This window comes from Tenacibaculum sp. MAR_2009_124, from assembly GCF_900105455.1.
Lineage (GTDB): Bacteria > Bacteroidota > Bacteroidia > Flavobacteriales > Flavobacteriaceae > Polaribacter.
This window is the reverse complement of record NZ_FNSF01000005.1, coordinates 1042315-1065324: the sequence shown is the minus strand read 5'-3', so window position 1 is coordinate 1065324 and position 23010 is coordinate 1042315. Positions and strand designations below refer to the sequence as shown.

The 23010-nt window shown below is 31.8% G+C and carries 23 protein-coding genes; 5 read left to right on the top strand and 18 right to left on the bottom strand.

Annotation, left to right across the window (positions count from 1 at the left end; genetic code table 11):
• Positions 1-68: 68 nt before the first annotated feature.
• The 7 genes from BLW23_RS15485 to BLW23_RS15455 all read right to left on the bottom strand — a co-directional run bounded on the left by BLW23_RS15485 (position 69) and on the right by BLW23_RS15455 (position 4828).
• The gene (locus BLW23_RS15485; protein ID WP_093671431.1) at positions 69-1124 is read right to left on the bottom strand and encodes an NAD(P)/FAD-dependent oxidoreductase; all 1056 of its coding nucleotides are present in this window, start codon (positions 1122-1124) and stop codon (positions 69-71) included.
• Positions 1125-1340: 216 nt separating this feature from the next.
• Entirely contained in the window at positions 1341-1577 is a 237-nt protein-coding gene (locus tag BLW23_RS15480; RefSeq protein WP_093671429.1) for a NifU family protein, read from the bottom strand.
• Between the two features lie 101 nt (positions 1578-1678).
• On the bottom strand, positions 1679-2809 hold the full coding sequence (locus BLW23_RS15475) for an Mrp/NBP35 family ATP-binding protein (protein WP_093671427.1): 1131 nt from the start codon (positions 2807-2809) through the stop codon (positions 1679-1681).
• 160 nt (positions 2810-2969) lie between these two features.
• Positions 2970-3302, bottom strand: coding sequence for an MGMT family protein (locus BLW23_RS15470; RefSeq protein ID WP_093671425.1), 333 nt, complete (start codon positions 3300-3302; stop codon positions 2970-2972).
• A 3-nt stretch (positions 3303-3305) separates the two neighbouring features.
• On the bottom strand, positions 3306-3917 hold the full coding sequence (locus BLW23_RS15465; protein WP_093671423.1) for a hypothetical protein: 612 nt from the start codon (positions 3915-3917) through the stop codon (positions 3306-3308).
• A gap of 9 nt (positions 3918-3926) precedes the next feature.
• Complete coding sequence (gene trmB / locus BLW23_RS15460; protein ID WP_093671421.1) at positions 3927-4598, bottom strand: tRNA (guanosine(46)-N7)-methyltransferase TrmB; 672 nt, start codon at positions 4596-4598, stop codon at positions 3927-3929.
• Between the two features lie 11 nt (positions 4599-4609).
• A complete protein-coding gene (locus tag BLW23_RS15455; protein ID WP_093671419.1) occupies positions 4610-4828 on the bottom strand; it encodes a DUF6341 family protein in 219 nt (72 codons plus the stop codon).
• Positions 4829-4870: 42 nt separating this feature from the next.
• Here BLW23_RS15455 and BLW23_RS15450 point away from each other — a divergent pair, with 42 nt between their 5' ends.
• Positions 4871-5776, top strand: coding sequence for a DUF6427 family protein (locus BLW23_RS15450; RefSeq protein ID WP_093671417.1), 906 nt, complete (start codon positions 4871-4873; stop codon positions 5774-5776).
• A 10-nt stretch (positions 5777-5786) separates the two neighbouring features.
• Here BLW23_RS15450 and upp read toward each other — a convergent pair whose 3' ends face one another.
• Entirely contained in the window at positions 5787-6440 is a 654-nt protein-coding gene (upp, locus tag BLW23_RS15445) for a uracil phosphoribosyltransferase (RefSeq protein WP_093671415.1), read from the bottom strand.
• Between the two features lie 69 nt (positions 6441-6509).
• Positions 6510-7280, bottom strand: a complete 771-nt coding sequence (locus BLW23_RS15440; RefSeq protein ID WP_093671413.1) for an alpha/beta fold hydrolase — start codon at positions 7278-7280, stop codon at positions 6510-6512.
• A gap of 39 nt (positions 7281-7319) precedes the next feature.
• On the opposite strand from BLW23_RS15440, the gene brnQ reads away from it, so the two are divergent.
• On the top strand, positions 7320-8603 hold the full coding sequence (gene brnQ / locus BLW23_RS15435) for a branched-chain amino acid transport system II carrier protein (protein WP_093671411.1): 1284 nt from the start codon (positions 7320-7322) through the stop codon (positions 8601-8603).
• Between the two features lie 35 nt (positions 8604-8638).
• On the opposite strand, the gene BLW23_RS15430 is transcribed toward brnQ, so the two are convergent.
• The 9 genes from BLW23_RS15430 to BLW23_RS15385 form a co-directional block, all read right to left on the bottom strand.
• Positions 8639-9115, bottom strand: coding sequence for a DUF3575 domain-containing protein (locus tag BLW23_RS15430; protein ID WP_093671409.1), 477 nt, complete (start codon positions 9113-9115; stop codon positions 8639-8641).
• A gap of 80 nt (positions 9116-9195) precedes the next feature.
• Complete coding sequence (locus tag BLW23_RS15425; RefSeq protein ID WP_093671407.1) at positions 9196-12576, bottom strand: hypothetical protein; 3381 nt, start codon at positions 12574-12576, stop codon at positions 9196-9198.
• Positions 12577-12763: 187 nt separating this feature from the next.
• Complete coding sequence (locus BLW23_RS15420) at positions 12764-13942, bottom strand: outer membrane protein assembly factor BamB family protein (protein ID WP_093671405.1); 1179 nt, start codon at positions 13940-13942, stop codon at positions 12764-12766.
• Positions 13943-14853: 911 nt separating this feature from the next.
• Positions 14854-15093: a hypothetical protein gene (locus BLW23_RS15415; RefSeq protein ID WP_093671403.1), complete on the bottom strand. Its 240-nt coding sequence runs from the start codon at positions 15091-15093 to the stop codon at positions 14854-14856.
• A 258-nt stretch (positions 15094-15351) separates the two neighbouring features.
• Positions 15352-15732: a hypothetical protein gene (locus tag BLW23_RS15410; RefSeq protein ID WP_093671401.1), complete on the bottom strand. Its 381-nt coding sequence runs from the start codon at positions 15730-15732 to the stop codon at positions 15352-15354.
• A gap of 282 nt (positions 15733-16014) precedes the next feature.
• The gene (locus BLW23_RS15405) at positions 16015-16251 is read right to left on the bottom strand and encodes a hypothetical protein (protein ID WP_143032198.1); all 237 of its coding nucleotides are present in this window, start codon (positions 16249-16251) and stop codon (positions 16015-16017) included.
• A 349-nt stretch (positions 16252-16600) separates the two neighbouring features.
• Positions 16601-16978, bottom strand: a complete 378-nt coding sequence (locus BLW23_RS15400) for a hypothetical protein (protein ID WP_093671397.1) — start codon at positions 16976-16978, stop codon at positions 16601-16603.
• 287 nt (positions 16979-17265) lie between these two features.
• Positions 17266-19371 (bottom strand): ferrous iron transport protein B, encoded by a 2106-nt coding sequence (feoB, locus tag BLW23_RS15390; protein ID WP_093671393.1) that lies wholly within the window; start codon positions 19369-19371, stop codon positions 17266-17268.
• A 9-nt stretch (positions 19372-19380) separates the two neighbouring features.
• Complete coding sequence (locus tag BLW23_RS15385) at positions 19381-19605, bottom strand: FeoA family protein (protein WP_093671391.1); 225 nt, start codon at positions 19603-19605, stop codon at positions 19381-19383.
• 216 nt (positions 19606-19821) lie between these two features.
• Here BLW23_RS15385 and BLW23_RS15380 point away from each other — a divergent pair, with 216 nt between their 5' ends.
• Genes BLW23_RS15380 through BLW23_RS15370 form a run of 3 tightly spaced genes read left to right on the top strand, consistent with a single transcriptional unit; the run spans position 19822 to position 23002 of the window.
• A complete protein-coding gene (locus BLW23_RS15380; RefSeq protein ID WP_093671389.1) occupies positions 19822-20973 on the top strand; it encodes a DNA polymerase III subunit in 1152 nt (383 codons plus the stop codon).
• On the top strand, positions 20973-21548 hold the full coding sequence (locus BLW23_RS15375) for a hypothetical protein (RefSeq protein WP_093671387.1): 576 nt from the start codon (positions 20973-20975) through the stop codon (positions 21546-21548). Before BLW23_RS15380 ends, BLW23_RS15375 begins: the two co-directional genes overlap by 1 nt.
• A 44-nt stretch (positions 21549-21592) precedes the next feature.
• A complete protein-coding gene (locus BLW23_RS15370) occupies positions 21593-23002 on the top strand; it encodes a sensor histidine kinase (RefSeq protein WP_093671385.1) in 1410 nt (469 codons plus the stop codon).
• The last annotated feature ends 8 nt before the right edge of the window (positions 23003-23010 follow it).

Below are 23010 nucleotides of genomic sequence, written 5' to 3'. Positions count from 1 at the left end.
ATTTTATTAATTAGCTGGTCTTAATATAATTAATAAAACTAAAACCTTGAATACCTGTTCAATTTTTTTTAGTTGATTGCCTTAACAACGGCCTTTGGAGCCTCTTTTTTGGTTCCGTCAAAACCTTCAACCCCACCAACAGTCGTGTATTTCATCACATATTTTTTATTCGGGTGAATACGTTGATACGCACTTTGACACATTAATGTTGCTTCATGGAAACCACATAGAATTAACTTTAATTTACCAGGGTACGTGTTCACATCTCCAATAGCATATATACCTGGTATATTCGTTTGATAGTCTAGTGCATTATTTACTTTAATAGCATTCTTTTCAATTTCTAACCCCCAATTTGCAATAGGACCTAATTTAGGCGCCAATCCAAACAAAGGAATAAAATGATCCGTTTTTAGGATAAAAGGCTCTTTCTCTTTTTGTTCAACTAGCACGCCTTCAACCTTATCTTCTCCTACAATTCCTTTAACTTCTGCGGGCGTTATTAGATTTATTTTTCCTTCATTTTTCAATTCCTGAACTTTATCAACAGAATCTAAAGCTCCTCTAAATTCATTTCTACGGTGAATTAAGGTTACCGATTTAGCCACATCTGTTAAGAAAATAGACCAGTCTAGAGCAGAGTCTCCTCCTCCAGCAATTACCACGTCTTTATCTCGATATAACTCTGGTTCTTTAATCATATATTCAACCCCTCTATCCTCAAAATTTGCAATATTTGGAATTGGTGGTTTTCTAGGCTCAAAACTTCCCAAACCTCCCGCAATAGCAACAATAGGTGCTTGATGTTTTGTTCCTTTATTTGTGGTTACTACAAAAGTTCCGTCTTCCTGTTTTTCCACAGTATCCGCTCTTTCTCCAAGGGTGAAACCTGGCTCAAACTGTTTAATTTGCTCCATCAATTTATCCGTTAAATCTCCAGCTAAAATTTCTGGATAGGCGGGTATATCGTAAATGGGTTTTTTCGGATAAATCTCAGAACACTGCCCTCCTGGTTGTGGTAAAGCGTCAATCAGATGACAACGTAACTTAAGTAATCCTGCTTCAAAAACGGTGAATAATCCAGTAGGACCCGCACCGATAATTAATATATCTGTTTTAATCATTTGTTGTACTAAAATATTCTTTTTTATACTGAGATTCCTGTCTTAAAAATTTAAGACAGGAATATTTTTTATTAGCAATAGCTTGTGCAACCGCTTATTATTTCCAGTAAAACAAAAACATCTATTCTAAACAGACTTGAATTACTGACCTTCCTTGAAACCATATTTCCAATTCTTATCAAAGCAGAAAATAAGTTTCTGAAAGTTAAAAAGTAGTTACGCTATGTTTATTACTTCTTTTATTTCAGGAGCGTATTTTTTAATGGTTGCTTCCACCCCATTTTTCAATGTCATTTGGTTTACTGAACAACCACTACATGCTCCTTCTAACTGCACTTTTACTGTATCTTCTTCAATAGACAGTAGCTTAATGTTTCCCCCATCACTTACTAAAAAAGGACGGATTTCTTCTAAAGCTTTCTCTACGTTGTTTTTCGTTTCCGTTGATGCCATAACATCCCCACTTAATCTTCTCTTAAGAGAAGTAACTCAAACCGGGTATTTGAGTTTTTAGTTAAACAAATTTTCTACTAATATTTCTATAAAAATACACTTTATTTCGTACTACAACCACTCATTGTTGTAATTCTTACAACTTCCGTTGGAGGAAGGTTTGCATTTCTTTTCAATAATTGAGAAACCATTTCCTTAGTAACACCTTCAAAAGCGTTTGATAAAGGAGTGTTTTCCTGTAATGCTACTGGATGCCCTACATCACCTGCCTCTCTAATACTTTGAACTAATGGAATTTCGCCTAAAAAGCTCGTTTCAATATCTTCAGCTAAATCTTTAGCTCCTCCCTGTCCAAATATATAGTACTTATTATCTGGTAGCTCCTCAGGTGTAAAGTACGCCATGTTTTCAACAATTCCTAATACAGGAACGTTAATACTTTCTTGTTGAAACATTGCTACTCCTTTCTTAGCATCTGCCAAAGCAATATTTTGAGGTGTGCTTACCACAACTGCCCCGTTAATTGGAACTGCTTGTACTATTGATAAATGAACATCTCCAGTTCCTGGAGGTAAATCGATTAATAGAAAATCTAACTCTCCCCAATCTGCATCAAATATTAATTGCTTAAGTGCTTTCGACGCCATTGGGCCTCTCCAAATAACCGCTTGGTTTGGACTTGTAAAAAAACCTAATGATAACAGTTTTACTCCATAATTCTCAACAGGCTTCATTTTCGAACGCCCATTAACATTGGTAGCCAAAGGTTTTTCTTGTTCTACATCAAACATTAAGTGCTGAGATGGCCCGTAAACATCGGCATCTAAAACACCAACCTTGAATCCCATTTTTGCTAAAGAAACAGCTACATTAGATGTGATCGTAGATTTCCCTACTCCACCTTTTCCCGAAGCTACAGCAATAATGTTTTTAATATTTGGAATTTCTTTACCTCTAATTTGATTTGGATTTTCTTTCGGCTCTACCTCTACTTTTACATTTACCTTAACATCAAGCTTTTGATTAACATGCTCGTGAATGGCTTTTGAGATTTCAACCTCAACCTTTTTCTTTGCTTGCAACGTAGGATTACTAATGGTTACATCAACCACAACCTCTTCTCCAAACACAACAACATTATCTATGTTTTCGTTTTCAACTAAACTTTTTCCCTCTCCTGGAGCTGTTATTGTTTCTAACGCTTTGTATATATCTTGTTTATTAAAACTCATTTCTGCTATTCGCTTTATACAACTTGCTTTACGCTTGTAATTTATATATTCTACCAGTTCACAAAGATACGCTATAACACTTAGATTTTAAAGTCTTTGAATTATCAAAATTTATGGTTTTATAAACTGAACTTATGGTAAACCCTTTACCAGATGACTATTATAAATTTTTGGCTGGATCCCAAAAAACCTTTTCAAAATTTTGGATTTCACTATCAACCACCTCAACTCCTTCACTCTCTAATAATTGTTGCATTAAATTGGTTCCTTGAAAGTGATGTTTCCCAGTTAATATACCTTTTCTGTTTACCACTCTATGTGCTGGGACTTCTTCTTCTAAAGACCCTGAATTATTCATTGCCCATCCCACCATTCTAGCAGATCGAGCTGCTCCTAAGTATCTGGCTATCGCCCCATAACTGGTAACTCTTCCATAAGGAATTAACCTGGCCACCTTATAGACTTTTTCAAAAAAATTATCAGAATCTCCCATATGCTAAAAATACAATATTATGAGTGAATAGCATGCAACTACACCAGCGGCCCCTCCTATAAAAAGGTTGAAGTACTTTACTTTCTCTAATAATTTGTACTGGTATTTATCTGCTAAGAAAACATACCCTGTTAATGCCATGTACACTCCTAAAGCAGTTCCCATTGTATAAATAATTAATGAAATTTTATCATCCATAATATATCCTTTAGAGTGATAATAACTATATCCGACGATAAAAAAAGGAATAGCAAACATGTTAATTAAAGAAAGAGAGAGTCCAAGAAAAAAGCTGTTTTTTATACTTTTTTTATATCTGGTGTTTTGTGTTTTTAATCCTTTATATATAAAAAAGGATGAAATTAAAACAAACACAACAATAGAAATCTTCTTTAAAGTTCCTAATAAAACAGGTGCTTTATTTAAGTAAGAAACGATTATGAATGCTACGAACAATTGAATAGCAACCACCAATACCACACCTAAAACAAACTGTTTTGCGGCGGTTTTATTTCTTTGCAATCTAATTTTGCTTGCAGTAATATTAAGAATACTCGGTGGAAGGTATCCTAAAAAAGCGGTTACAAATCCGAGTAACAAATACAATAAAATCATTAGAGAGTTTTAATACTTCACTCTAAATTTGACGTATGTAATTGGTTTTCCTTGCTCTAAATATTGTTTTTCGTAAAAAGTTTGTGTTTCAACAACCTCTCCAGGCGAGTAATGATTCTTGTACACATCGTGATTGGCATGTAATATTTCATGACCTTCACCATGCAATAAACCTAAAGTATAGCCATGCATAAACTCACTATCTGTTTTCAAATTAATGGTTCCTTCAGGCGTTATGATATGCTGATATTTCTTCAGGAATTCAGAATTAGTAAGACGATGTTTTGTCCTTTTGTATTTAATTTGAGGATCTGGGAAGGTGATCCATATTTCAGAAACTTCGCTTTCAGCAAAAATAAAATCGATTAATTCTATTTGCGTCCTAATGAAAGCAACATTATTCATGTTCTCTTCAATAGCCGTTTTTGCTCCTCTCCAAAACCGTGCTCCTTTAATATCAATTCCGATGAAGTTCTTCTCGGGATTTTTTTCAGCTAAGGCAATTGTATATTCCCCCTTACCACATCCTAATTCTAAAACAATAGGATTATCATTTCCAAAAAAATCATTCCATTTTCCTTTGTATTGAAAATCTGAAACAACTTCTTCTCTTGTAGGCTGAATTACGTTATCAAACGTTTCATTTTCTTTGAAACGTTTTAATTTATTTTTACTTCCCAAGTGTAAGTGAATTAAGCTCTGTCTTCTGTTCCTTCACGCTTAAATTTCAGCGCTTGTCCCATCCAGTACCCTAATAATAAAATAAGTACTAATAAAAACAACCAATTTACAGCGTTAGAAGTCCACCATCCAGCATCTCCCTTTGCTAAAGTAAGACGAATCCATTCAAATGGCTTTAATAACATTGAGAATAAGTCTCCAATTAATCTAAAAATATTTAATCCTAACATAACTTGATTATCTTTACGACTGCAAAAATAATAAAACAATCGATGTTAGCCAATTTTTTCAGCAAATCTAAACCTGTTAATTTTGTAGTACTCTTCTTACTATTCCTAATCTATTTTGGTATCGCTTTATTTTTGAAGAATATTTCATTTTTTTCCGCTGGAAAAGAAGTCTTTTTATTCATTATTGTATTTTCTATTTACAACTTTATAGTTTTAAAAAACGAAGTTACGTTTGACAATAGTTTTGCCTTTCTGTTTTATGTAATACTCATAGGTTTTTTTATTAAGCATATAGAAATCAACTCTATATTTTATGCAAACTTAATCTGCTTATTACTTTTTAGAAAAGCTTATAGCGTGCAAACTTCTAAAAAAGTATACCAAAAACTTTTTGACGCTGGATTATGGTTAGGTATTTCATTTATTCTTGAACCCTACACCTTTATATTCATTTTTTTACTTTATATAGCGGTTTATTTGCACAATCAACTTACTTATAGAACCTTACTTATTCCTGTTTTAGGTTATTTTGTTCCTGTCTTTTTTTATTATACTTACTGCTTTTGGTACGATAAAACTGAACAATTTTCAAATCTTTTCTCTTGGAGAATTGTATTTGACTACCATTTGTATTCTTCAAAAAACTTTTTGTTTTCCATTCTTTTTATTGGAGTATTTACGTTTTTATCGATTATACTGAAGTCTCCAAGAACACTTGCTGTTTTGAATAAATTCAGAAAAAACTGGATACTTATCTTGTTGCATCTTATCCTTTCTGGGGTTGTATTTTTACAAGTTCCTGAACGAACTGGAGTAGAATTTATGTACTTGCTATTTCCTACCTCTGTTGTTCTGGCAAACGGCGTTGAATTGATTAAAAAAAGATGGTTAGCTGATGTTTTTATTTTACTTTTCTTAATTTCTTCGTTTGTATTGGTTTTTACTTAAAACGCATTGCTTACATTTTTGTTCCAAAAGCCAAATCTCCAGCATCACCTAAGCCTGGAACAATATATCCTTTATCGTTTAAATCTTTATCAATAGCGGCAATCCAAAGCTCCGTGTTTTTAGGGAAGTTTTCTTTTACATAAGTAACGCCCTCTTCTGAACCGATTACAGAAACTATATGGATTTTCTTTGGTGTACCGTGCTTTAACACTCCTTCAAGCACCGCTACTAGCGATTTTCCAGTTGCTAGCATAGGGTCAATTAATAATAATGTTTTGTTTTCAATAGATGGAGATGCAAAATATTCGACAACTATTTCAAAATTTTCATCGTTTTTTGGGTGATGGCGATAGGCAGAAATAAACGCATTTTCTGCGTCATCAAAATAATTCAAAATTCCCTGATGCAATGGAAGTCCTGCCCTAAGTATGGAACATAATACCACATCACTTTCAGGAATTGTGGTTTCTTTTTTTCCCAACGGTGTTGTGGCAACAATTTTTGTATAATTTAACTTCTTACTCAGCTCATACCCCAAAACCTCACCAATTCTTTCAATATTTCTTCTAAAACGCATGGCGTCCTTTTGAATGGAAACATCTCTGATTTCAGCTAAAAACTTATTTACTATTGAATTCTCTTGGGATAGGTGATGTATATTCATATAAAATCTTTTTTGAAGTAACTAGGCTAAGTTAAAAAGCTTCTATAAAATTACGAAGCTGAATCAATTTTATTTTACAAATTGTTTTAAGAAGTCGATTAAAAGCTCTTTGTTTTCAATATGACTCATATGACCATTTGAAAATTCAACAAGAGTTGTATTTGTTCTTTTCGCTTCTTTTACGATCGTATCATAATTCAAAACAGGATCGTTTTTTCCTACAATGATCGCTCTCTTTTCAAATTGCTTTAAAACTTCTTCGTTATTTGTTCTTAACAACATTCCTTCATTCGCAGCCATGTAACCTCTCACTGAAGTTTGTTTCGCTTGCTCCAAAACCTCTTTAATCTTTTCAGAATTCTTCTCTTTAGAATCTTCAGCAAATAAATTAGGAATTGCATTCTGGATAAGTTTTGTAAGATGCTTCTTGGCTATTTCATTCGCTCCTTTACGAATTCTTTTTCGCTCTTCGGTATCTTCTTGTGAAGTGGAATTCATTAAACAAATTCCTTTCACTTTCTCTGGAAATAATTTTGCAAACTCTAAAGACACATACCCCCCCATTGAATGACCTATAAAATACGATTTACGAATTCGAAGCTTTTTTAAAACCGTTTGCACTACCAAAGCCATTTCCGACATTAAATGAATATAACCTACACTATCTGTCTTCCCATGTCCTAATAGATCAACCGTAATAACACGATTTTTCTTTGATAGTTCCCCAGACACTTCATTCCACATGGAATGATTTTCTAGAAAACCGTGCAATAAAACAACGGCACTTCCTTTCCCTTTATCAGTATAAAAAACTTCTGATTCCTTATATTTTACAATCATTTTTAACCTATATTCGGACAAAGATAAATTTGTTACGGTATGAACAAAACTAAAGAAGTATTTATAATTGGCTTTGCTTTATTTTCTATGTTTTTTGGAGCTGGAAACCTTATTCTTCCTCCTTCTTTAGGGAAAAGTGCTGGTGATTCATGGTCTTTCGTAACTCTAGGTTTTTTTTTAACCGCTGTAATTATTCCTTTTTTAGGGATTTTAGCGCATGCTAAACTTCAAGGAACGATGTACGATTTTGGTAAAAAAGTTTCACCTATTTTTAGCACCTTTTACTGTATTATTGTTTACATCATTTCTATTGCCTTACCTGCCCCAAGAACAGCTTCGGTAACTCATGAAATGGCTATTGCTCCTTACTTTGAATTAAACTCATTAATTACAAGTTTTATTTATTTTTCATTGGTATTTGTTTTTACATTAAACAGGTCGAAGGTATTAGAACTTTTAGGAAAGTTTTTAACTCCACTCATCATTCTTATCTTGTTAGCAATTATTTGTATCGGAATATTCAACCCTCCAAGCACCATGTTAGCGAGCACATTTAAGACTCCTTTAGTCAGTGGTATTTTGGAAGGGTACCAAACTTTTGATGCCATTGGAGCTATTGTCGTTGGGGGCGTTTTAGTTATTTCTATGAACTTCAAAAAAAATGCTTCTTTTACACTAAAACAACGTTTTATAACCAGAGCTGGTATTATTGCCGCAACGGGTTTATTGGTCATTTATGCCGGCCTTATTTTTAATGGAGCCTTGTTTAATACAACTTTTAAAGAAGGTGCAACGAGAGCAGAAGTGCTTTCATCTTTAAGTTTGCAAACTTTAGGAAATATTGGTGCTACTTTATTAAGTGTATTAGTAGCTCTTGCATGTTTTACGACAGCTGTTGGTATTATAACAGGAACTGCTGATTATTTTAAGGGATTATTTAAAGATTCTTCAAAAGCTTACTTTATAACGGCCTTAGTTGGGTGTGTTTTAGGTGTTGCTGTTGGTCAATTTGATGTGCACAAAATTATTATTGTAGCAATTCCTGCATTAAGGTTTATTTATCCAATAACGATTATGTTAATTGTTTTGAATGTTTTACCTACGAAATTTGCGAGTTCAACTACTTTTAAGTTAGTTATCGTCACTACTTTTATTTTTAGCACTCCCGATTTTTTACAGTTTTTTGATAAAAACATCCTTGCTTCTGCTACAAATTTAATTCCTTTTGCAAATCATCATTTGGGATGGGTACTTCCAGCATTTATTGTATTGATTATAGTTAATGTTTTTGAAAACTTACAGCCAACAAAAAAACTCACTTAAAAGTGAGTTTTCATATTTTTTTATTTGATATAAGATTAGTTAAATCGATACCCAACATTTACTCCAACTCTTGGCACAACTGCATAAGAATCTGAAGTAAACATGTTTCTTCCAATTCCGACATAAGCACCAACAACTAGACCTCCGTTAGAAACATATTTTGAACCAGCAGCAATTCCAATGGCTCCGTCTGTATATTCTCTTGAATCCTTTGTCCCAGAATTAATTCCTAAAAATATTTCTCCAAAATGATTCCAGTTTCTATTACTGGTAAAGTAATGACGAAAATAAGGTGTGAACATTTGATCTTCATTATATCTGAAATCCGCACTTTCCTTCTCAAAATTAAAAAGCGCTGATAAACCTACCGACGATTGATCACTCAAATAATACTCGTAAGAGAGCTCTAAGGTTTTTAATATGATTCCATCAGCAATGTCGATCTTTACTTCTTGTTGCGCGTTTGCGAAAGTACCTGCAAATAATACAAGGGCTACAATTATTTTTTTCATTGGTTTCTTTTTTATTTTTTGATTTTGTTTTTATCTTGTTTAAAGGCTTATTCTCTGCAATTATTATACCACAAACATACTTAAAAAATGGCTTTTAATTGTACAGTTCCTGAATGTATTGTTGTCGAACCCTCACTTTTTCTTCCAAAATAATTTAACGATAAATTTAAAATGGAAGTCAGTTTTTGATTCCAGAGTAAACTCCAAGTATAGTTTCTTCCTACTTGTAAACCTTCTAGCATCTGATATCCTACTGGAGAATTTTCATTTCCGCTAAAATTGTTAATGAACATAGTAACGTCAGCTGTTAACTGATTTTTCTTTGGACTTAAGAAAAAGTATGACAATCCTAATTTCTGTAGCTGGAGCTTTTCAAAGTCCTTTTCAATATTTTCTTTATCTTTTAAATGATAGAAAAAAGAAAACTTATGATCCTTATTATATAAAAAGGTTAGTTTAGGTTGCACTTCTTTAATTTGAATGTTATAATTTCTATTAGCTAAATTTTCGGTTTGCAATTGATTTTCTGAAAGTGCTCCTTTCGCCTCAAACAACCAAAACTTGGTTAATTTATGCTGAAACTCTAGTTGATGAATGAGTGAATTATTTTCTTGAGTTCCAATTGAAAATTGCTGTTTGTTTCTCGACTTTCCATAAGAATACGTCCAACTATACTTTTGCAAACTTCTATTGAAATAAAAGTTATTTCTAATATTAAATGTTAGCCCTAATAATTCTTCTCCATCCATCTGAAAGGGATTCCAATGAAACCCTCCTTCTTCCTTTAATCGTTCATTGTCAATAGTAACATAGGTTTGATTATAGAAATGCGACAGTAACTTTATCAATCCTTTTTTTGCTTTCCATATTTGCGGATTTAGAGTAACGGATTGTTTCCATTTTACTCTTTGCGTTGGAACAAATCGAATATTCGGGAGTGCTACTCTTAAATAGGTTGCCTGATCTTGAAATTGTGCTACTTCAAACTCATTAAATTGTTGTTCGCCATCATTATTATAATCAATCCAAGTATAATATCCTTGTCCTGGTTCTGTTTTAACATATACAAAATCTTGCCGAGCAATATTTCCCGATGTTGTCTCATAACTAGTCCCAAGTGTCAAAAAACTCTTAAAAAAACGTTGGTTATAAGCTATTCTTGAATTGAGTGCTTCTTCATTTTCTTTGAATGTATTATTGGTACTACGGTAATTTGCAAAAACAGTTAAATTGGTTGTTTTGTTCTGAATAAGTCTACTGTTTATATAGAAGGTTTTACGATTGTTAACCTGTGTAAATGCGTTTGATTTTATACTATCATTTGTACGATAATTCACACCTACTTTGACGTATACTTTGGTAGAATCTCCAACACCATAGAATCCTTCAACTTCATTGAAACTATGACTTAAAGCATCGAAATTATTGGTAGCCGTTAATTTTCTGGAATTAGATTCAAGATTTACAGCAGCTCCTATCCACGATTTATTAAAACTTCTCATAGCTTTTGATTTTATCCTGTAAAAATTATCGTTTCTTGAATTAGTGAAGTTATCTAACCAACTCCCTTGTAACCAAAAACTAGTTTTTTCCTTTTTTATGTTTGCTTGTATTGCATGCTTATTCCCTGAAAAATTATTGGAAAAAGAAAGGTGTTGAAACTCATATGAAAACTTGGTGTGTTTTTTATTATCAAAAAACAGTTTTACTCCCAATTCGTTTTGATCTCCAGCTCTATTTTCTAAATTCCAATCTCTATTAAATTCAACTGACTGGAAACGTTGAACAGTTTGAAAGTTGTTTTGAATAAATTTATAATCCAAGCTACTAGAAACATCCCAAGTTTTATTTGAGATTTGCTGTTTCCATCCAACTTTTGCCGCTACTTTTTGATTTTCTCTATTATCAATTTCTGAAAACAAGTTTTGATCATTGTCACTAAATGCCAGCTCAGTAGAAAGCTCTGTTTTCTCTGAAGGTTTATACATAGAATTCACCACAGCTACCTGTAATTTTGTTGGTGCTATTAATTGAATAATAGGACTAAACGACCCTGAATTAATTCCTGCATACTTATAAATAGTTCCAATAGCTATGGTTTTATCTACTTCGTAATTCCCTCTATTTTGACCTACGTTCGTAAAGGTAACAGTATACACCTCATCGCTCTCGTTCGTAGTATATTCAAATACTTCTTCTACTCCTACTATTGTTTTTTTATACTGAATCCTATTTGCAGAAAATTGATCAGCAAAGGCACTTGGGGCAGTCATTTTACTTGGATCGTTTCCAGCATTTGCTAAAATTTGCTTTTGGGCATCCGTAAGACTTTGTTGTACTGGCTGATTTTTGGCATCGTTTTCATTATAGAAAAATCCCGCTATAGCAAACGAATCACTTTTATACTCAGATTTTCCATAAGTAATAAATCGTGTATAATTTCTATCGGAGTATTGAAACTCAATTCGAATACGCATATCATTGGTAATCGGGTATGTTGTGTTGAATCGTATTTCAGCTAAATTGTAATCTATTATATAATCTTTATTTTCGCCCCTTTCAATAGCAATACCATTTACAAATACACGTTCACTGCCTTCAATCATGATAATGGCAGATTCGTTGTTCGATCCCAAAATTTTATATGGTCCTTGGTTGCCCTCAGCACCAACAAAATTGAACACGGAAAATTTTCCTCTTACAATAGCTCCAGAAGCCCCAGCGCTTAAACCTTCATTGAATTTAGCTCCTACTTCAACTCCAGAAACTTGCTTGTCAAAATTTAAAAAATAACTATTTCTATTTGAGAGACTAATATCTCCTCCTTTCAAATTCCAATGTTTACTATATAATTCAACGAATATCCTATCAAAATCTGTCACGTTTTGTGAGTAACCACTTTGTTGTAAAGGGAAGTTAGTATCAAATATATTCGCTCTAATGCCTACTTTTTTAGAGAGTTTTCCTGATATAGTTAAATCGAGTGTAGAATTGGTAACGGCATTTTGATTGTTTCCACTTGTAAGTCCTCGAGTAATAAAACCTTGGGTTTCTAAACCATCAAACAATTTAACATCTTTCGTCTTTTTATTAGTGGTTTCACTATATAATCTACCCATGTTTTTTGTGTTTTCTACAATTAATCGTTTATCAAAAGGGACATAGGTTTTTGTTAAAAAATCAGGATATAAGTAATATTGAACGATGATTTCTGGATACTTCTCTTTGTCTATTGATAACTGAGACAGTCCAAAATCGATTTGATATTCACTTTGAGGTATTACCTTTTTTTCTTTAGCTGTTAGTACTTTGAAATCTTCAGGATATATACTCAAACTGTCAATTTGAATAATATTTTTGAGTACTCGAATTTTTTTAGAACGAAATTCTTCTTGTTTGGTTTGTGCATGACCGTATACAATCACGAAAAAACAGAAAACACAAAAAATTTTGTTCATCATATTCTAACAACGTAGTAAAAACAAAAATAGTTTATTTATCGTTATGGGCTTAATATTTTAAAATCGTTGTATTTATTGAGTTTTCTTAGCTAAAAACGACTCTTTTTGTATTTTTTTGTTAGCGTAATTTCCCTTTATAATAAGAAAAAACTGCTGGAATCGTATTCATGTTAACACATAAAATAAATCACAATTTAACTGTATAAATAGTACCATCAGAGCTACCAAAGTATATTCTATTATTCTCAATAATTGGCGTAGATAAAATAGACCCGAGTGAATGAATTAACTTTTCAGTAGCCTCAAAATCATCTCCATAAAGTTCAAACCCTTTTTTAAAATGCCCCTTTTCATTATACATTAAACTATAATTTTTCTTGCTGCTTTCAGTTTGAAACTCATAGTTTCTCTCTCCTGTATCGCAATTTAATCCAATAATTTTTCCGTCAAAACTTCCGAAGTAAATGGTATTATTATGAACTACTCCCGATCCATAAACTCTCATTTGTAAAGGTGCTGTCCATTTAACAATTCCCGTTTTTTTATCTACTGCATAAAACAAATGAGCGTCAGAAGTACCGAAATACAACGTGCCTTTATGCTCGGTAGGAATCGCTATAATCCAACCGCTTTTTTCTTTCAAGTTCCATAAAAGAGTTCCTGTTTTGGAGTTAATTGCATACATGTTGTAATCTCTACTTCCGAAATAAACCACATCATCTTTAACTAGCAGTCCTTTTTGAATTTCTCCATTTGGAAAATACTCATCTCCTACTGTTTTAAACTTCCAAAGAAGTTGACCATTATCTTTTCCCAAAGCATATACATATCCATCAAAACTTCCAATATATACCTGCTCTTTATATAAAACAGGTGATGCATGAACCACTCCATTGGTTTTAAATTTCCACTGTAGCTTTCCTGTTTTATTCTCAATGGCATACAAGTTACCATCAGCACATCCCCAATAAACTGTTTCGGTATTTCCTGTTGGAGAAGAAAGATAGTAATCCCATAAATCGTACATTTTTTCTCCTTTCGATTCAAATTTCCAAACAAGGTTTCCGTTATTCTTATTTACTCCGTATAAATTTCCATCGGCACTAGAAAAACAAATTAGATTATTAGAAATAAAGGGTGTCGAATGCACTGCTCCTTTTGTTTTGTATTTCCAAACCAGATTTCCAGTATTTTTATTTATCGCATATAAATAATGATCCCCACTACCTATATATATTCTGTTATTCTCAATAACTGGTGAAGAATACACTCTATTATTAGTTTTAAAAGTCCATATAGATTTATTTTGACTCAGGATTGGGAAGTTAATAAGCACGAAAAAGGCTAATAGAAATCGTAATATCATATTGTTTTGGTTAGTAGTAGTTACTTGAATACAATACTAAAGGAAATCTATTAAAGTAAAAAAGTTTTACTCACTACAATTCTATTCTACAAATGACTTTTTCTTAACTATTTTGCTTTTTAAAATATTTTTCTTAACTTTAGTCTATCTTGTATATTAATTATTCCCCTAAAAATGTCTTAGCATTTTAATTATAGAATCCCCTGAGACATTTTTTCTTTTTTATATAATCCTAAAATTTCTTTATTAAACTTGATTCAAACTTATGACTGTACCCCATGGGATTGATTTATAAATCGTATTACAATCTAAACTTAATCTGATTGTAATTATCAGTTCCTGCGTAACAAACTCAAATATAGAGTCGACAATAATAACAACAAATAACTTTTATAAGGTTTGAAGGATTTTATTTGTACTGCGAAAAAGAAAAAAAGCTGCCAAAACGTTATGAGGGGGGGAGTTGTTTTGACAGCTTGTTGCTTTTGTTTTCTTTATTTTTTAAAGGGGGAATAATTAATACTTTGGGGAGAGAGATATTAATTACACTGCAAATATACCGCTGAATACTTGGCGAAAAGTAGGTGAAGTACTTATGTTGTAGGCATGTAGTAAAAAAGGAGTATACAGATAAACACCTCACTACCTTAAACATACGTTTTACACATGCCTTGTTTTGAAACATTTTCAATTTTAAAACCACAACTCAACACAACACATAAACAACTCATAAACAGTTTTTTAAACATAAATTAAATCCAAATTTCGTGGTTCTGTAATTCAATAGACTAGCTATTGATTTATTAATTCTATCATAAATAATAAAAAAACCACATTATATTTTTTAATTTATAATGTGGCTTAAAATGTTTTTAATTAATTAGTAGAAACTAGTTTGGAATTCTAAACTATTATCTACCACCTGGTTCGCTTTCACACATATCAGTGCAACTATTTCCCGGCCCTCCAACAAAACAAGCATTCCATGTAGGGCATCCTCCAGACTTGAATTCATTTAAAGCTATTTCTCTACATTCTGCTCTGTAACCAGGGGAATTGTCAAAACAAGAATTTGGAACGACTCCTCCTTGAATGTTTTTTTGTTCAGACTTGGTTAAAGATTTTCCTAAATTTAAAATCTGTGTTTTCATAATAGTATAATTAATTGGTTATATCTCCACAAGCATTTAAAGACTCTTGCAGATTGAGTCTATTCTGTTATAATTATTAAAAATAACTTTCTTGATCGTTTGTCTATGAAGTTTTCCTCTTTAAGCTTTTATTTTTTTCTGTAATCTACAAGAATTAATAGTTAAAACCTACAATTTTACTGACTATAGCCAAACTATAGGTGTTTTATAACATATATTACTTTAAAATACCATACAATATCCGTCTACTAACGGTATTTATTTACAGGTGAACCCTAAAATATGAAACCGATCATAATTAGAATCGTATTTTAATCTTACTTTAAGGTTTAATTCTTGTTTAAGAATCTCTAATGTATAGTCTGCACTCCCATTTCCATAAGGTATATCTCCTTTTTCAACGTTAAAACTAACATTATCAAAAGGTTTTAATGTTTGAATTAAGTTAAATAAACTCTTTCCTACATTGACTACATCATTTACCAAAAAGTTTTCATTTGATCTGAAATCTCCTTTAGTTTCCATCATAACTAATTCTTTTCCAATCTTCATCACTCTAGCCTCCATTTTCTTTGAATCTTTACAGGTTGATAAGAACAATGATAAAATGATAATGGTAATATAAGTTCGTTTCTTCATGTTTTTAGAGCTATAAAAATCATTTTTTCGAGATTAAACAAATTTAATTTTCTTCTTATCTATAAAAAAGTAAACCACGTTACAATTACTCATAACGTGGCTTTATCTATTTTTAAAATTTAATTTCTATTTTTCTTACTCGGTACTCGTCACAGACTAGCACTAGCTATTGATTCATTACTTCTATCATAAATAATAAAAAAACCACATTATATTTTTTAATTTATAATGTGGCTCAAAATGTTTTTAATTAATTAGTAGAAACTAGTTTGGAATTCTAAATTAGTACCTATCTCCTGGTGCACTTCTACACATATCTACACAACCTCCTGATCCATAAGAAAAACATGAATCCCATGTAGGACATCCTCCATCGTTAAATTCATTCAACGCAAGTTCTCTACATTCTGCTCTGTAGCCAGAAGAATTGTCAAAACAATAACCAGGGACTCCTCCATAAATATCCTGCTGTTGAGACTTGGTTAAAGATTTACCTAAATTTAAAATTTGTTTTTTCATAATAGTATAATTATTTGTTTTCATAACACTGTAGGCATTTTAAGACCCCTACAGCTTGAGTCTATTTTTTTATAATGAATAATGATAATCTTGTTTTCAAGTGAGGTTTTCTTTTCTTATCGCATATTTCTCTTCTAATTTACGAGAATAAACATTGAGAACCTTAGGATTTAAAGGCTATAACATAACTTTATGTTTTTTATAATATTCCTTAAAACAACACAAACAATCTTTAGTTTTTTAAGTAACTAGTTTAGAATATGATGAGATAAATTGTACGCAAAAAAAAGCATATTCTTACTTTTTACTTGTAACTTTATTGTCTCTTGATTTAAATTAAACGATCATTTTATGTTAAAAAACCTAAAAGATGAAACCGATCATAATTAGAATCGTATTTTAATCTTACTTTAAGGTTTAATTCTTGTTTAAGAATCTCTAATGTATAGTCTGCACTCCCATTTCCATAAGGTATATCTCCTTTTTCAACGTTAAATCTAACATTATCAAAAGGTTTTAATGTTTGAATTAAGTTAAATAAGCTCTTTCCTACATTGACTACATCATTTACCAAAAAGTTTTCATTTGATCTGAAATCTCCCTTAGTTTCCATCATAACTAATTCTTTTCCAATCTTCATCACTCTAGCCTCCATTTTCTTTGAATCTTTACAGGTTGATAAGAACAATGATAAAATGATAATGGTAATATAAATTCGTTTCTTCATGTTTTTAGAACTATAAAAATTATTTTTTCGAGATTAAACAAATTTAATTTCCATAGCTTATAAAAATAAACCACGTTATAATCGCTTATAACGTGGCTCTATCTGTTTTTAAAAATTAATTTCTATTTTTCTTACTCGGTACTCGTCAAAGACGAGCACTAGCTATTGCATCTACCCACACCCACAATTCGTGTCGCAACCCTTGTTTTTTTTACCTTTCCACAAGAATTTCTTTATTAAAAAAAACAGGGCGCCTGCAACAGTAATATATGCTAATAGTTCTTGCATTATCTTAAAATTTGATATGATATTAAAGCAGAAACATAGGCCAAAACTCCCATTCCTATCAATTGAATCATAGGCCATTTCCAACTATTCGTTTCTCTTTTTACAATGGCCAAAGTTGCCATACACTGCATTGCAAAAGCGTAAAAAAGTAATAGCGATATTCCTGTAGCAAAATTAAATCGCTTCTTCCCTGTTTTTGGGTTAATTTCTGAAGCCATTCTTTCTTTTATCGTAGTTGTATCCTCATCACCACTTTCAACACTATAAATTGTAGCTAAAGTACCTACAAACACCTCTCTTGCAGCAAAAGAAGCTACTAAACCTATTCCTATTTTCCAATCATAACCCAATGGCTCAACAGTGGGCTCAATTACTTTACCAATAACACCTAAGTACGAATTTTCTAATTTTCCTGAAGCTATTTTTTGCTCTAACTCTGAGTTCGAAATATCAGAATTAGAATATTGTTCCGTTACATCTTTTTCTACAGTATTGTATGAAGATGGTCCATGAGAAGCTAAAAACCATAATACTATAGAAATGGCTAAGATTATTTTTCCTGCATCAAGAACAAAGGTTTTTGTTTTCTCAAAAACCTCTAAAAAAATATTCTTTCCAGAAGGTAATTTGTAATCTGGCATTTCAACAACAAAGAAACTTGCACTTTTAATTTTAAGTGTTTTATGTAAAATTACTGCGGCAACTACTGCCGTTGCAAACCCTAAAATGTATAAACTAAGCAAAGTAAGTCCTTGTAAACTAAAAAAACCAAAAATCTTTTTATCTGGAATAATTAAGGCAATTAAAATAGCATAGACAGGCAATCGAGCAGCACATGTGGTAAAAGGTGTTACCAAAATTGTTATCAAACGTTCTTTCCAATTTGAAATAGTTCTAGCCGCCATTACTGCCGGAATCGCACAAGCTGTTCCAGATATTAAAGGAATTACACTTTTTCCGTTCATTCCAAATCGACGCATGATTTTATCCATCAGAAAAACCACCCTACTCATATAACCAGTTTCCTCCAAAATGGCAATAAATAAAAATAAAATTGCTATCTGCGGAATAAAAATTACCACACCTCCTATTCCTGGTATAATTCCATCTGTGAGCAAATCCGTAAATATACCCGCTGGCAATACTCCTTTTACATATTCAGCCAAATCGGCAAACGTCCCATCAATAAAATCCATAGGGGCAGAAGCCCAATCGAAAACAGACTGAAAAATTAATAACAGCAGACCGAAAAAAAGCACATACCCGAATATTTTATGTGTAAAAACCTTATCCAATCTACTCCTTAAATCCGAAGCTTTTTCCTTATCAATAGTATAGACTTCCTTTAAAACTTGGTTAATTTTTTGATATCTATATATTGTTTCTTTATGCTGGTATCTTTTTTGTTTTGAAATATCTTTCTTAAACAATTTTAACGCTTCAATCTCATCTGATAATAAGTTAACATCGTGATTTTTAGTAAGCATTAACCATAATTCATACACCGAAAAACGACTACTTACTTTTTCCAAAGAAGTAAAATATTCAGCGTCAATTTTTTCGTAAAAACTTTTAAAATTAGAAGGTGTTTTTAACTTTGAAAAGTCAGCAATACTTTGTTTTAGTTCCTGAATACCTTCTTTTGTTCTAACTGAAATCAGAACCACCTTAGTTTGCAATTCAGATTCCAAAGCTTTTACATCAATAGAAATTCCTTTTTTATTCATTTGATCTGCCATATTAATGGCAAGAATTACAGGAATTTTTAAATCTTGGATTTGAGAAAATAAAAGTAAGTTTCGTTTTAAGTTTTCTACATCAGCCACCAATACAATTACATCAGGAATATCTTTTGGGTCATTACTCAATAACGATTTTAGCACAATGCTTTCATCTAATGATGTAGGATTAATACTGTAGGTTCCAGGCAAATCGGTTATTAACGCAGAAGTATTCTTATTCAGCTTCGATACTCCTTGCTTTTTGTCAACAGTTACTCCAGGATAGTTACCAACTTTTTGATTTAATCCTGTTAACTCATTAAACAATGATGTTTTTCCTGTGTTTGGATTTCCAATTAAACTTACTTTTAATTTATTACTCATTGTTTATTTTTAAATTTTAGTAACTATAATTTGGCAAGCAGTTTCTTTACGAATGGCAAGGTGACTTCCATTAACACATATATACATAGGATCATTCAAGGGAGCAATTTGTAAAAGCTCTACCTCTACTCCGGGTAAACAACCCATTTCTAATAATTTTAAAGGTATACGATCAAGGCATTCCTCTGATACGATTCCTTTTTCCCCGATTTGTAGCGTAGCGATTGTGTTCAAAAAAAATGGTGATTTAGCTTGCAAAGATACCAAAATAGAACCGTTCTAAACTGAAGCTATTATAGGAATCTCTTATTTTAATTCTAAAACGATAGACAAAACTTTAATTGACCGATGCTTTTACTTTAATTTTCTTTTAATGCAATTTCGACCATCAATTGATATCAGCTAGAAAAAACAGTGAAAAATAAACAGATGAAACTGTATATTTGTACTATGACTTTTGAAGACATTATCGGGCAAGAACATATTAAAGAGCATTTAAAAAAATCTTCTGAAAATGGAAGAATTCCACATGCCCAATTATTTATAGGAAAAGAAGGAACTGGAAGTTTACCCATGGCAATAGCTTATGCCCAACATATTTTATGCAACTTTTCTGATAACCCAGAAGCTTGTCAAATAAAATGTAATAAACTACAGCATCCTGATTTACATTTTGCTTTTCCTGTTACCACTACTGATTCTGTAAAAAGTCATCCAGTAAGCAATTTATTCTTAGAAGAATGGCGTTCTTTTTTAACCGAACAACCTTATGGAAGCCTATACAACTGGCTTCAACATATTGGCGTTGAAAACAAACAAGGTCAAATTGGGGTTGATGAAGCCGAAGATGTTGTAAAAAAGCTTCAATTAAAATCATATGAAGGAGGCTTCAAAATTATGATTATTTGGATGGCGGAAAAGATGAATATTGCAGCCTCAAATAAGCTTTTAAAACTTATTGAAGAACCTCCAAGTAAAACTATATTTTTATTGGTTGCTGAAGACGAAGGACAAATCATAAATACGATTAAATCAAGATGTCAAGCATTATATTTCCCTTCACTTGCTGAAAATGATATTGTAAAAACTCTTGTGAAAAACGAAAGTGTTAACGAAAACGAAGCTCTTAAAATTGCACATCAATCAGAAGGCAATTATAACAAAGCACTCCATATTTTTCATAACGATTCAAATGACACCATTTATGAACAATGGTTTATTACCTGGATTAGAAGTGCCTTTAAAGCTAAAGGAAATGCTGCTGTTATTCAAGATTTAATTGGATGGTCAGAGACCATTGCTAAATCTGGAAGAGAAACACAAAAGCAATTTCTTCAATACTGTTTGCAATTCTTCCGCCAGGCATTATTACTTAATTACGGGACTCCTGATTTAGTGTTTTTAGAAACAAAAACCTCTAACTTTGATTTGGCTAAATTCGCGCCTTTTGTTCATAGTGGAAACATTTTAACCATTGAAAAAGAGGTAAGTGATGCTCAATACCATATTGAAAGAAACGGAAATGCTAAAATAATTTTATTAGATTTATCCATTAAACTTACGCGTCTTTTGCATGCAAAAGAGGAAAAACTTAATTCGTAATGGTTACTAATATAATCTCTATCAAACTTGAGTCCATTTCTAATAATAGTATAAAAAAAAACAGAACGTATTCTTATTTTTTTATAGTGCTTTTAATTGCGATTGTATTTCTATTTATTTCCTGCGATTCTTTTAAAAAACAAAGTAAAAATTCATCTGAATCAAAATCGGCGCAATTTTTGCTACAAAAGTTCATGATCGGGGACTGGGAAACATCATACATAAAAATAACCTATCCAACATATAAAAAATCAGATAGCAATTATGTGTTTGAAGACGATTTTAGCAAACCGAACTCTGGAAAAGCACAATCTACTTACAAAGAAGATGGGACTTTTTCTGCATGGTTTTTATTAGCTAATGACAAAAAAGTTGGTGAAACTAGTGGTGTTTGGAAAACCAAAGGAGATAGTTTATATGTTAACTACCAATACCAAGGAAAACAGGTAAAAACCTTCTATACTATTACGCCAACTGAAAATGGCTTTAAAGGAAAAGTTATATACGATTGGGATAATGATTCTGAGTTTGACGACAAATTATTAATGAAAACTAAAAGACTAACTAACAATTGACATTTTTTAACAACATTTCTTTAAGAACGAGAATATTCTTATCAATGATACTCTTGGTATTATTGACATCAATGCTCATCGTTTACGTAACGGTATATCAATACGAAGAACAAACTAAAGACTACAACGAATCACGATTTGGAAGAAAAGAACAAGCTACTGCTCATAATATTGAAATAGAGCTTAGTAAAACTACGTATCCTGTTACTTCTGAAAACCTACCGAAGATATTTCAAGATAAAATTTATGAAATAGCCTCGGTACACAAGCTCACAATTTCTATGTATGACATGCATGGAAAGCTTTTAAAATCATCAATTCCTTACAATTTCGATCAAGCAAAAGAAATTCCTTTACCTCAAAAAACCGTAAAGAATTTAGCTATTAATTCAGATCATAGAATTGAAAAAGATACGATAATTGACAGGCTAAAACACCAATCATCTTTTACGTATATCAATGATTCAAGGTTTAAAAGAATAGGAATTTTAGAACTTAGAATTGCACAGGACAATTCTGATCAAAAAAAGGAACTTGAAGAGTTTTTATCAAGATTGACTTTGGTATATGGTTTAATGCTCATTTTGGCAATTGTATTGGCGTATTTCTTATCTAGCTATATTACTAGATCAATTAAAACTATCGCTGAAAAAATTAAAGAAACCCGATTAAACCAACGCAATGAAAAAATAATTCTCAATGCCGCTAGCTCAGAGATTATTTCACTTGTTGAATCGTATAACAACATGATTGATCAGCTTGAAGAAAGTGCTGTAAAACTTGCCAAAGGTGAACGTGAAGAAGCTTGGAAAGAAATGGCAAAACAAGTGGCACATGAAATTAAGAACCCCCTAACACCTATGCGTCTTACCGTGCAAAGTTTTGAAAGAAAATTCAATCCTGACGATCCAAACATTAAAGAAAAAGTTGCGGAGTACAGCTTAACACTTATTCAACAAATAGATGTAATGAGTTCTATTGCCTCTGCTTTTTCAGATTTTGCGAAAATGCCAAAACAAAAGAGAGAAAAACTTAATGTTCACGATGTAGTTAAACATGCTTTGGATATTTTTACTGAAGATTATATAGAATATATTTCAGGCGAAAATGAATTATATGCTAGTTTGGATAAAACTCAGCTTATACGAATAGTAACCAACTTGGTTAAAAATGCTACACAAGCCATGAAGAACGATGAAACTGCTCCAAAAATTGAGGTAAAGGTAGGTTCTGATGGTAACAACGTTAAAATTTCTATTTCGGATAATGGAAAAGGAATTCTTGAAGAAAACAAAGAGTTAGTATTTGAACCTAAATTCACTACAAAAACAAGTGGCATGGGATTAGGACTACCGATGATTAAAAAAATCATTGAAACCTACGATGGTTCAATCAGTTTTACTTCAACTGAAGGCATTGGTTCCGTTTTTACCGTAATTTTACCTAAAACATAGTATTGCAT

What these genes read in the sequence shown, in the direction of transcription:
- BLW23_RS15485 (WP_093671431.1), bottom strand. Translation starts at nt 1,124, where the DNA reads ATGATTAAAACAGATATATTAATTATCGGTGCGGGTCCTACTGGATTA.
- BLW23_RS15480 (WP_093671429.1), bottom strand. Translation starts at nt 1,577, where the DNA reads ATGGCATCAACGGAAACGAAAAACAACGTAGAGAAAGCTTTAGAAGAA.
- BLW23_RS15475 (WP_093671427.1), bottom strand. Translation starts at nt 2,809, where the DNA reads ATGAGTTTTAATAAACAAGATATATACAAAGCGTTAGAAACAATAACA.
- BLW23_RS15470 (WP_093671425.1), bottom strand. Translation starts at nt 3,302, where the DNA reads ATGGGAGATTCTGATAATTTTTTTGAAAAAGTCTATAAGGTGGCCAGG.
- BLW23_RS15465 (WP_093671423.1), bottom strand. Translation starts at nt 3,917, where the DNA reads ATGATTTTATTGTATTTGTTACTCGGATTTGTAACCGCTTTTTTAGGA.
- BLW23_RS15455 (WP_093671419.1), bottom strand. Translation starts at nt 4,828, where the DNA reads ATGTTAGGATTAAATATTTTTAGATTAATTGGAGACTTATTCTCAATG.
- BLW23_RS15450 (WP_093671417.1), top strand. Translation starts at nt 4,871, where the DNA reads ATGTTAGCCAATTTTTTCAGCAAATCTAAACCTGTTAATTTTGTAGTA.
- upp (WP_093671415.1), bottom strand. Translation starts at nt 6,440, where the DNA reads ATGAATATACATCACCTATCCCAAGAGAATTCAATAGTAAATAAGTTT.
- BLW23_RS15440 (WP_093671413.1), bottom strand. Translation starts at nt 7,280, where the DNA reads ATGATTGTAAAATATAAGGAATCAGAAGTTTTTTATACTGATAAAGGG.
- brnQ (WP_093671411.1), top strand. Translation starts at nt 7,320, where the DNA reads ATGAACAAAACTAAAGAAGTATTTATAATTGGCTTTGCTTTATTTTCT.
- BLW23_RS15430 (WP_093671409.1), bottom strand. Translation starts at nt 9,115, where the DNA reads ATGAAAAAAATAATTGTAGCCCTTGTATTATTTGCAGGTACTTTCGCA.
- BLW23_RS15425 (WP_093671407.1), bottom strand. Translation starts at nt 12,576, where the DNA reads ATGATGAACAAAATTTTTTGTGTTTTCTGTTTTTTCGTGATTGTATAC.
- BLW23_RS15420 (WP_093671405.1), bottom strand. Translation starts at nt 13,942, where the DNA reads ATGATATTACGATTTCTATTAGCCTTTTTCGTGCTTATTAACTTCCCA.
- BLW23_RS15415 (WP_093671403.1), bottom strand. Translation starts at nt 15,093, where the DNA reads ATGAAAACACAGATTTTAAATTTAGGAAAATCTTTAACCAAGTCTGAA.
- BLW23_RS15410 (WP_093671401.1), bottom strand. Translation starts at nt 15,732, where the DNA reads ATGAAGAAACGAACTTATATTACCATTATCATTTTATCATTGTTCTTA.
- BLW23_RS15405 (WP_143032198.1), bottom strand. Translation starts at nt 16,251, where the DNA reads ATGAAAAAACAAATTTTAAATTTAGGTAAATCTTTAACCAAGTCTCAA.
- BLW23_RS15400 (WP_093671397.1), bottom strand. Translation starts at nt 16,978, where the DNA reads ATGAAGAAACGAATTTATATTACCATTATCATTTTATCATTGTTCTTA.
- feoB (WP_093671393.1), bottom strand. Translation starts at nt 19,371, where the DNA reads ATGAGTAATAAATTAAAAGTAAGTTTAATTGGAAATCCAAACACAGGA.
- BLW23_RS15380 (WP_093671389.1), top strand. Translation starts at nt 19,822, where the DNA reads ATGACTTTTGAAGACATTATCGGGCAAGAACATATTAAAGAGCATTTA.
- BLW23_RS15375 (WP_093671387.1), top strand. Translation starts at nt 20,973, where the DNA reads ATGGTTACTAATATAATCTCTATCAAACTTGAGTCCATTTCTAATAAT.
- BLW23_RS15370 (WP_093671385.1), top strand. Translation starts at nt 21,593, where the DNA reads ATGATACTCTTGGTATTATTGACATCAATGCTCATCGTTTACGTAACG.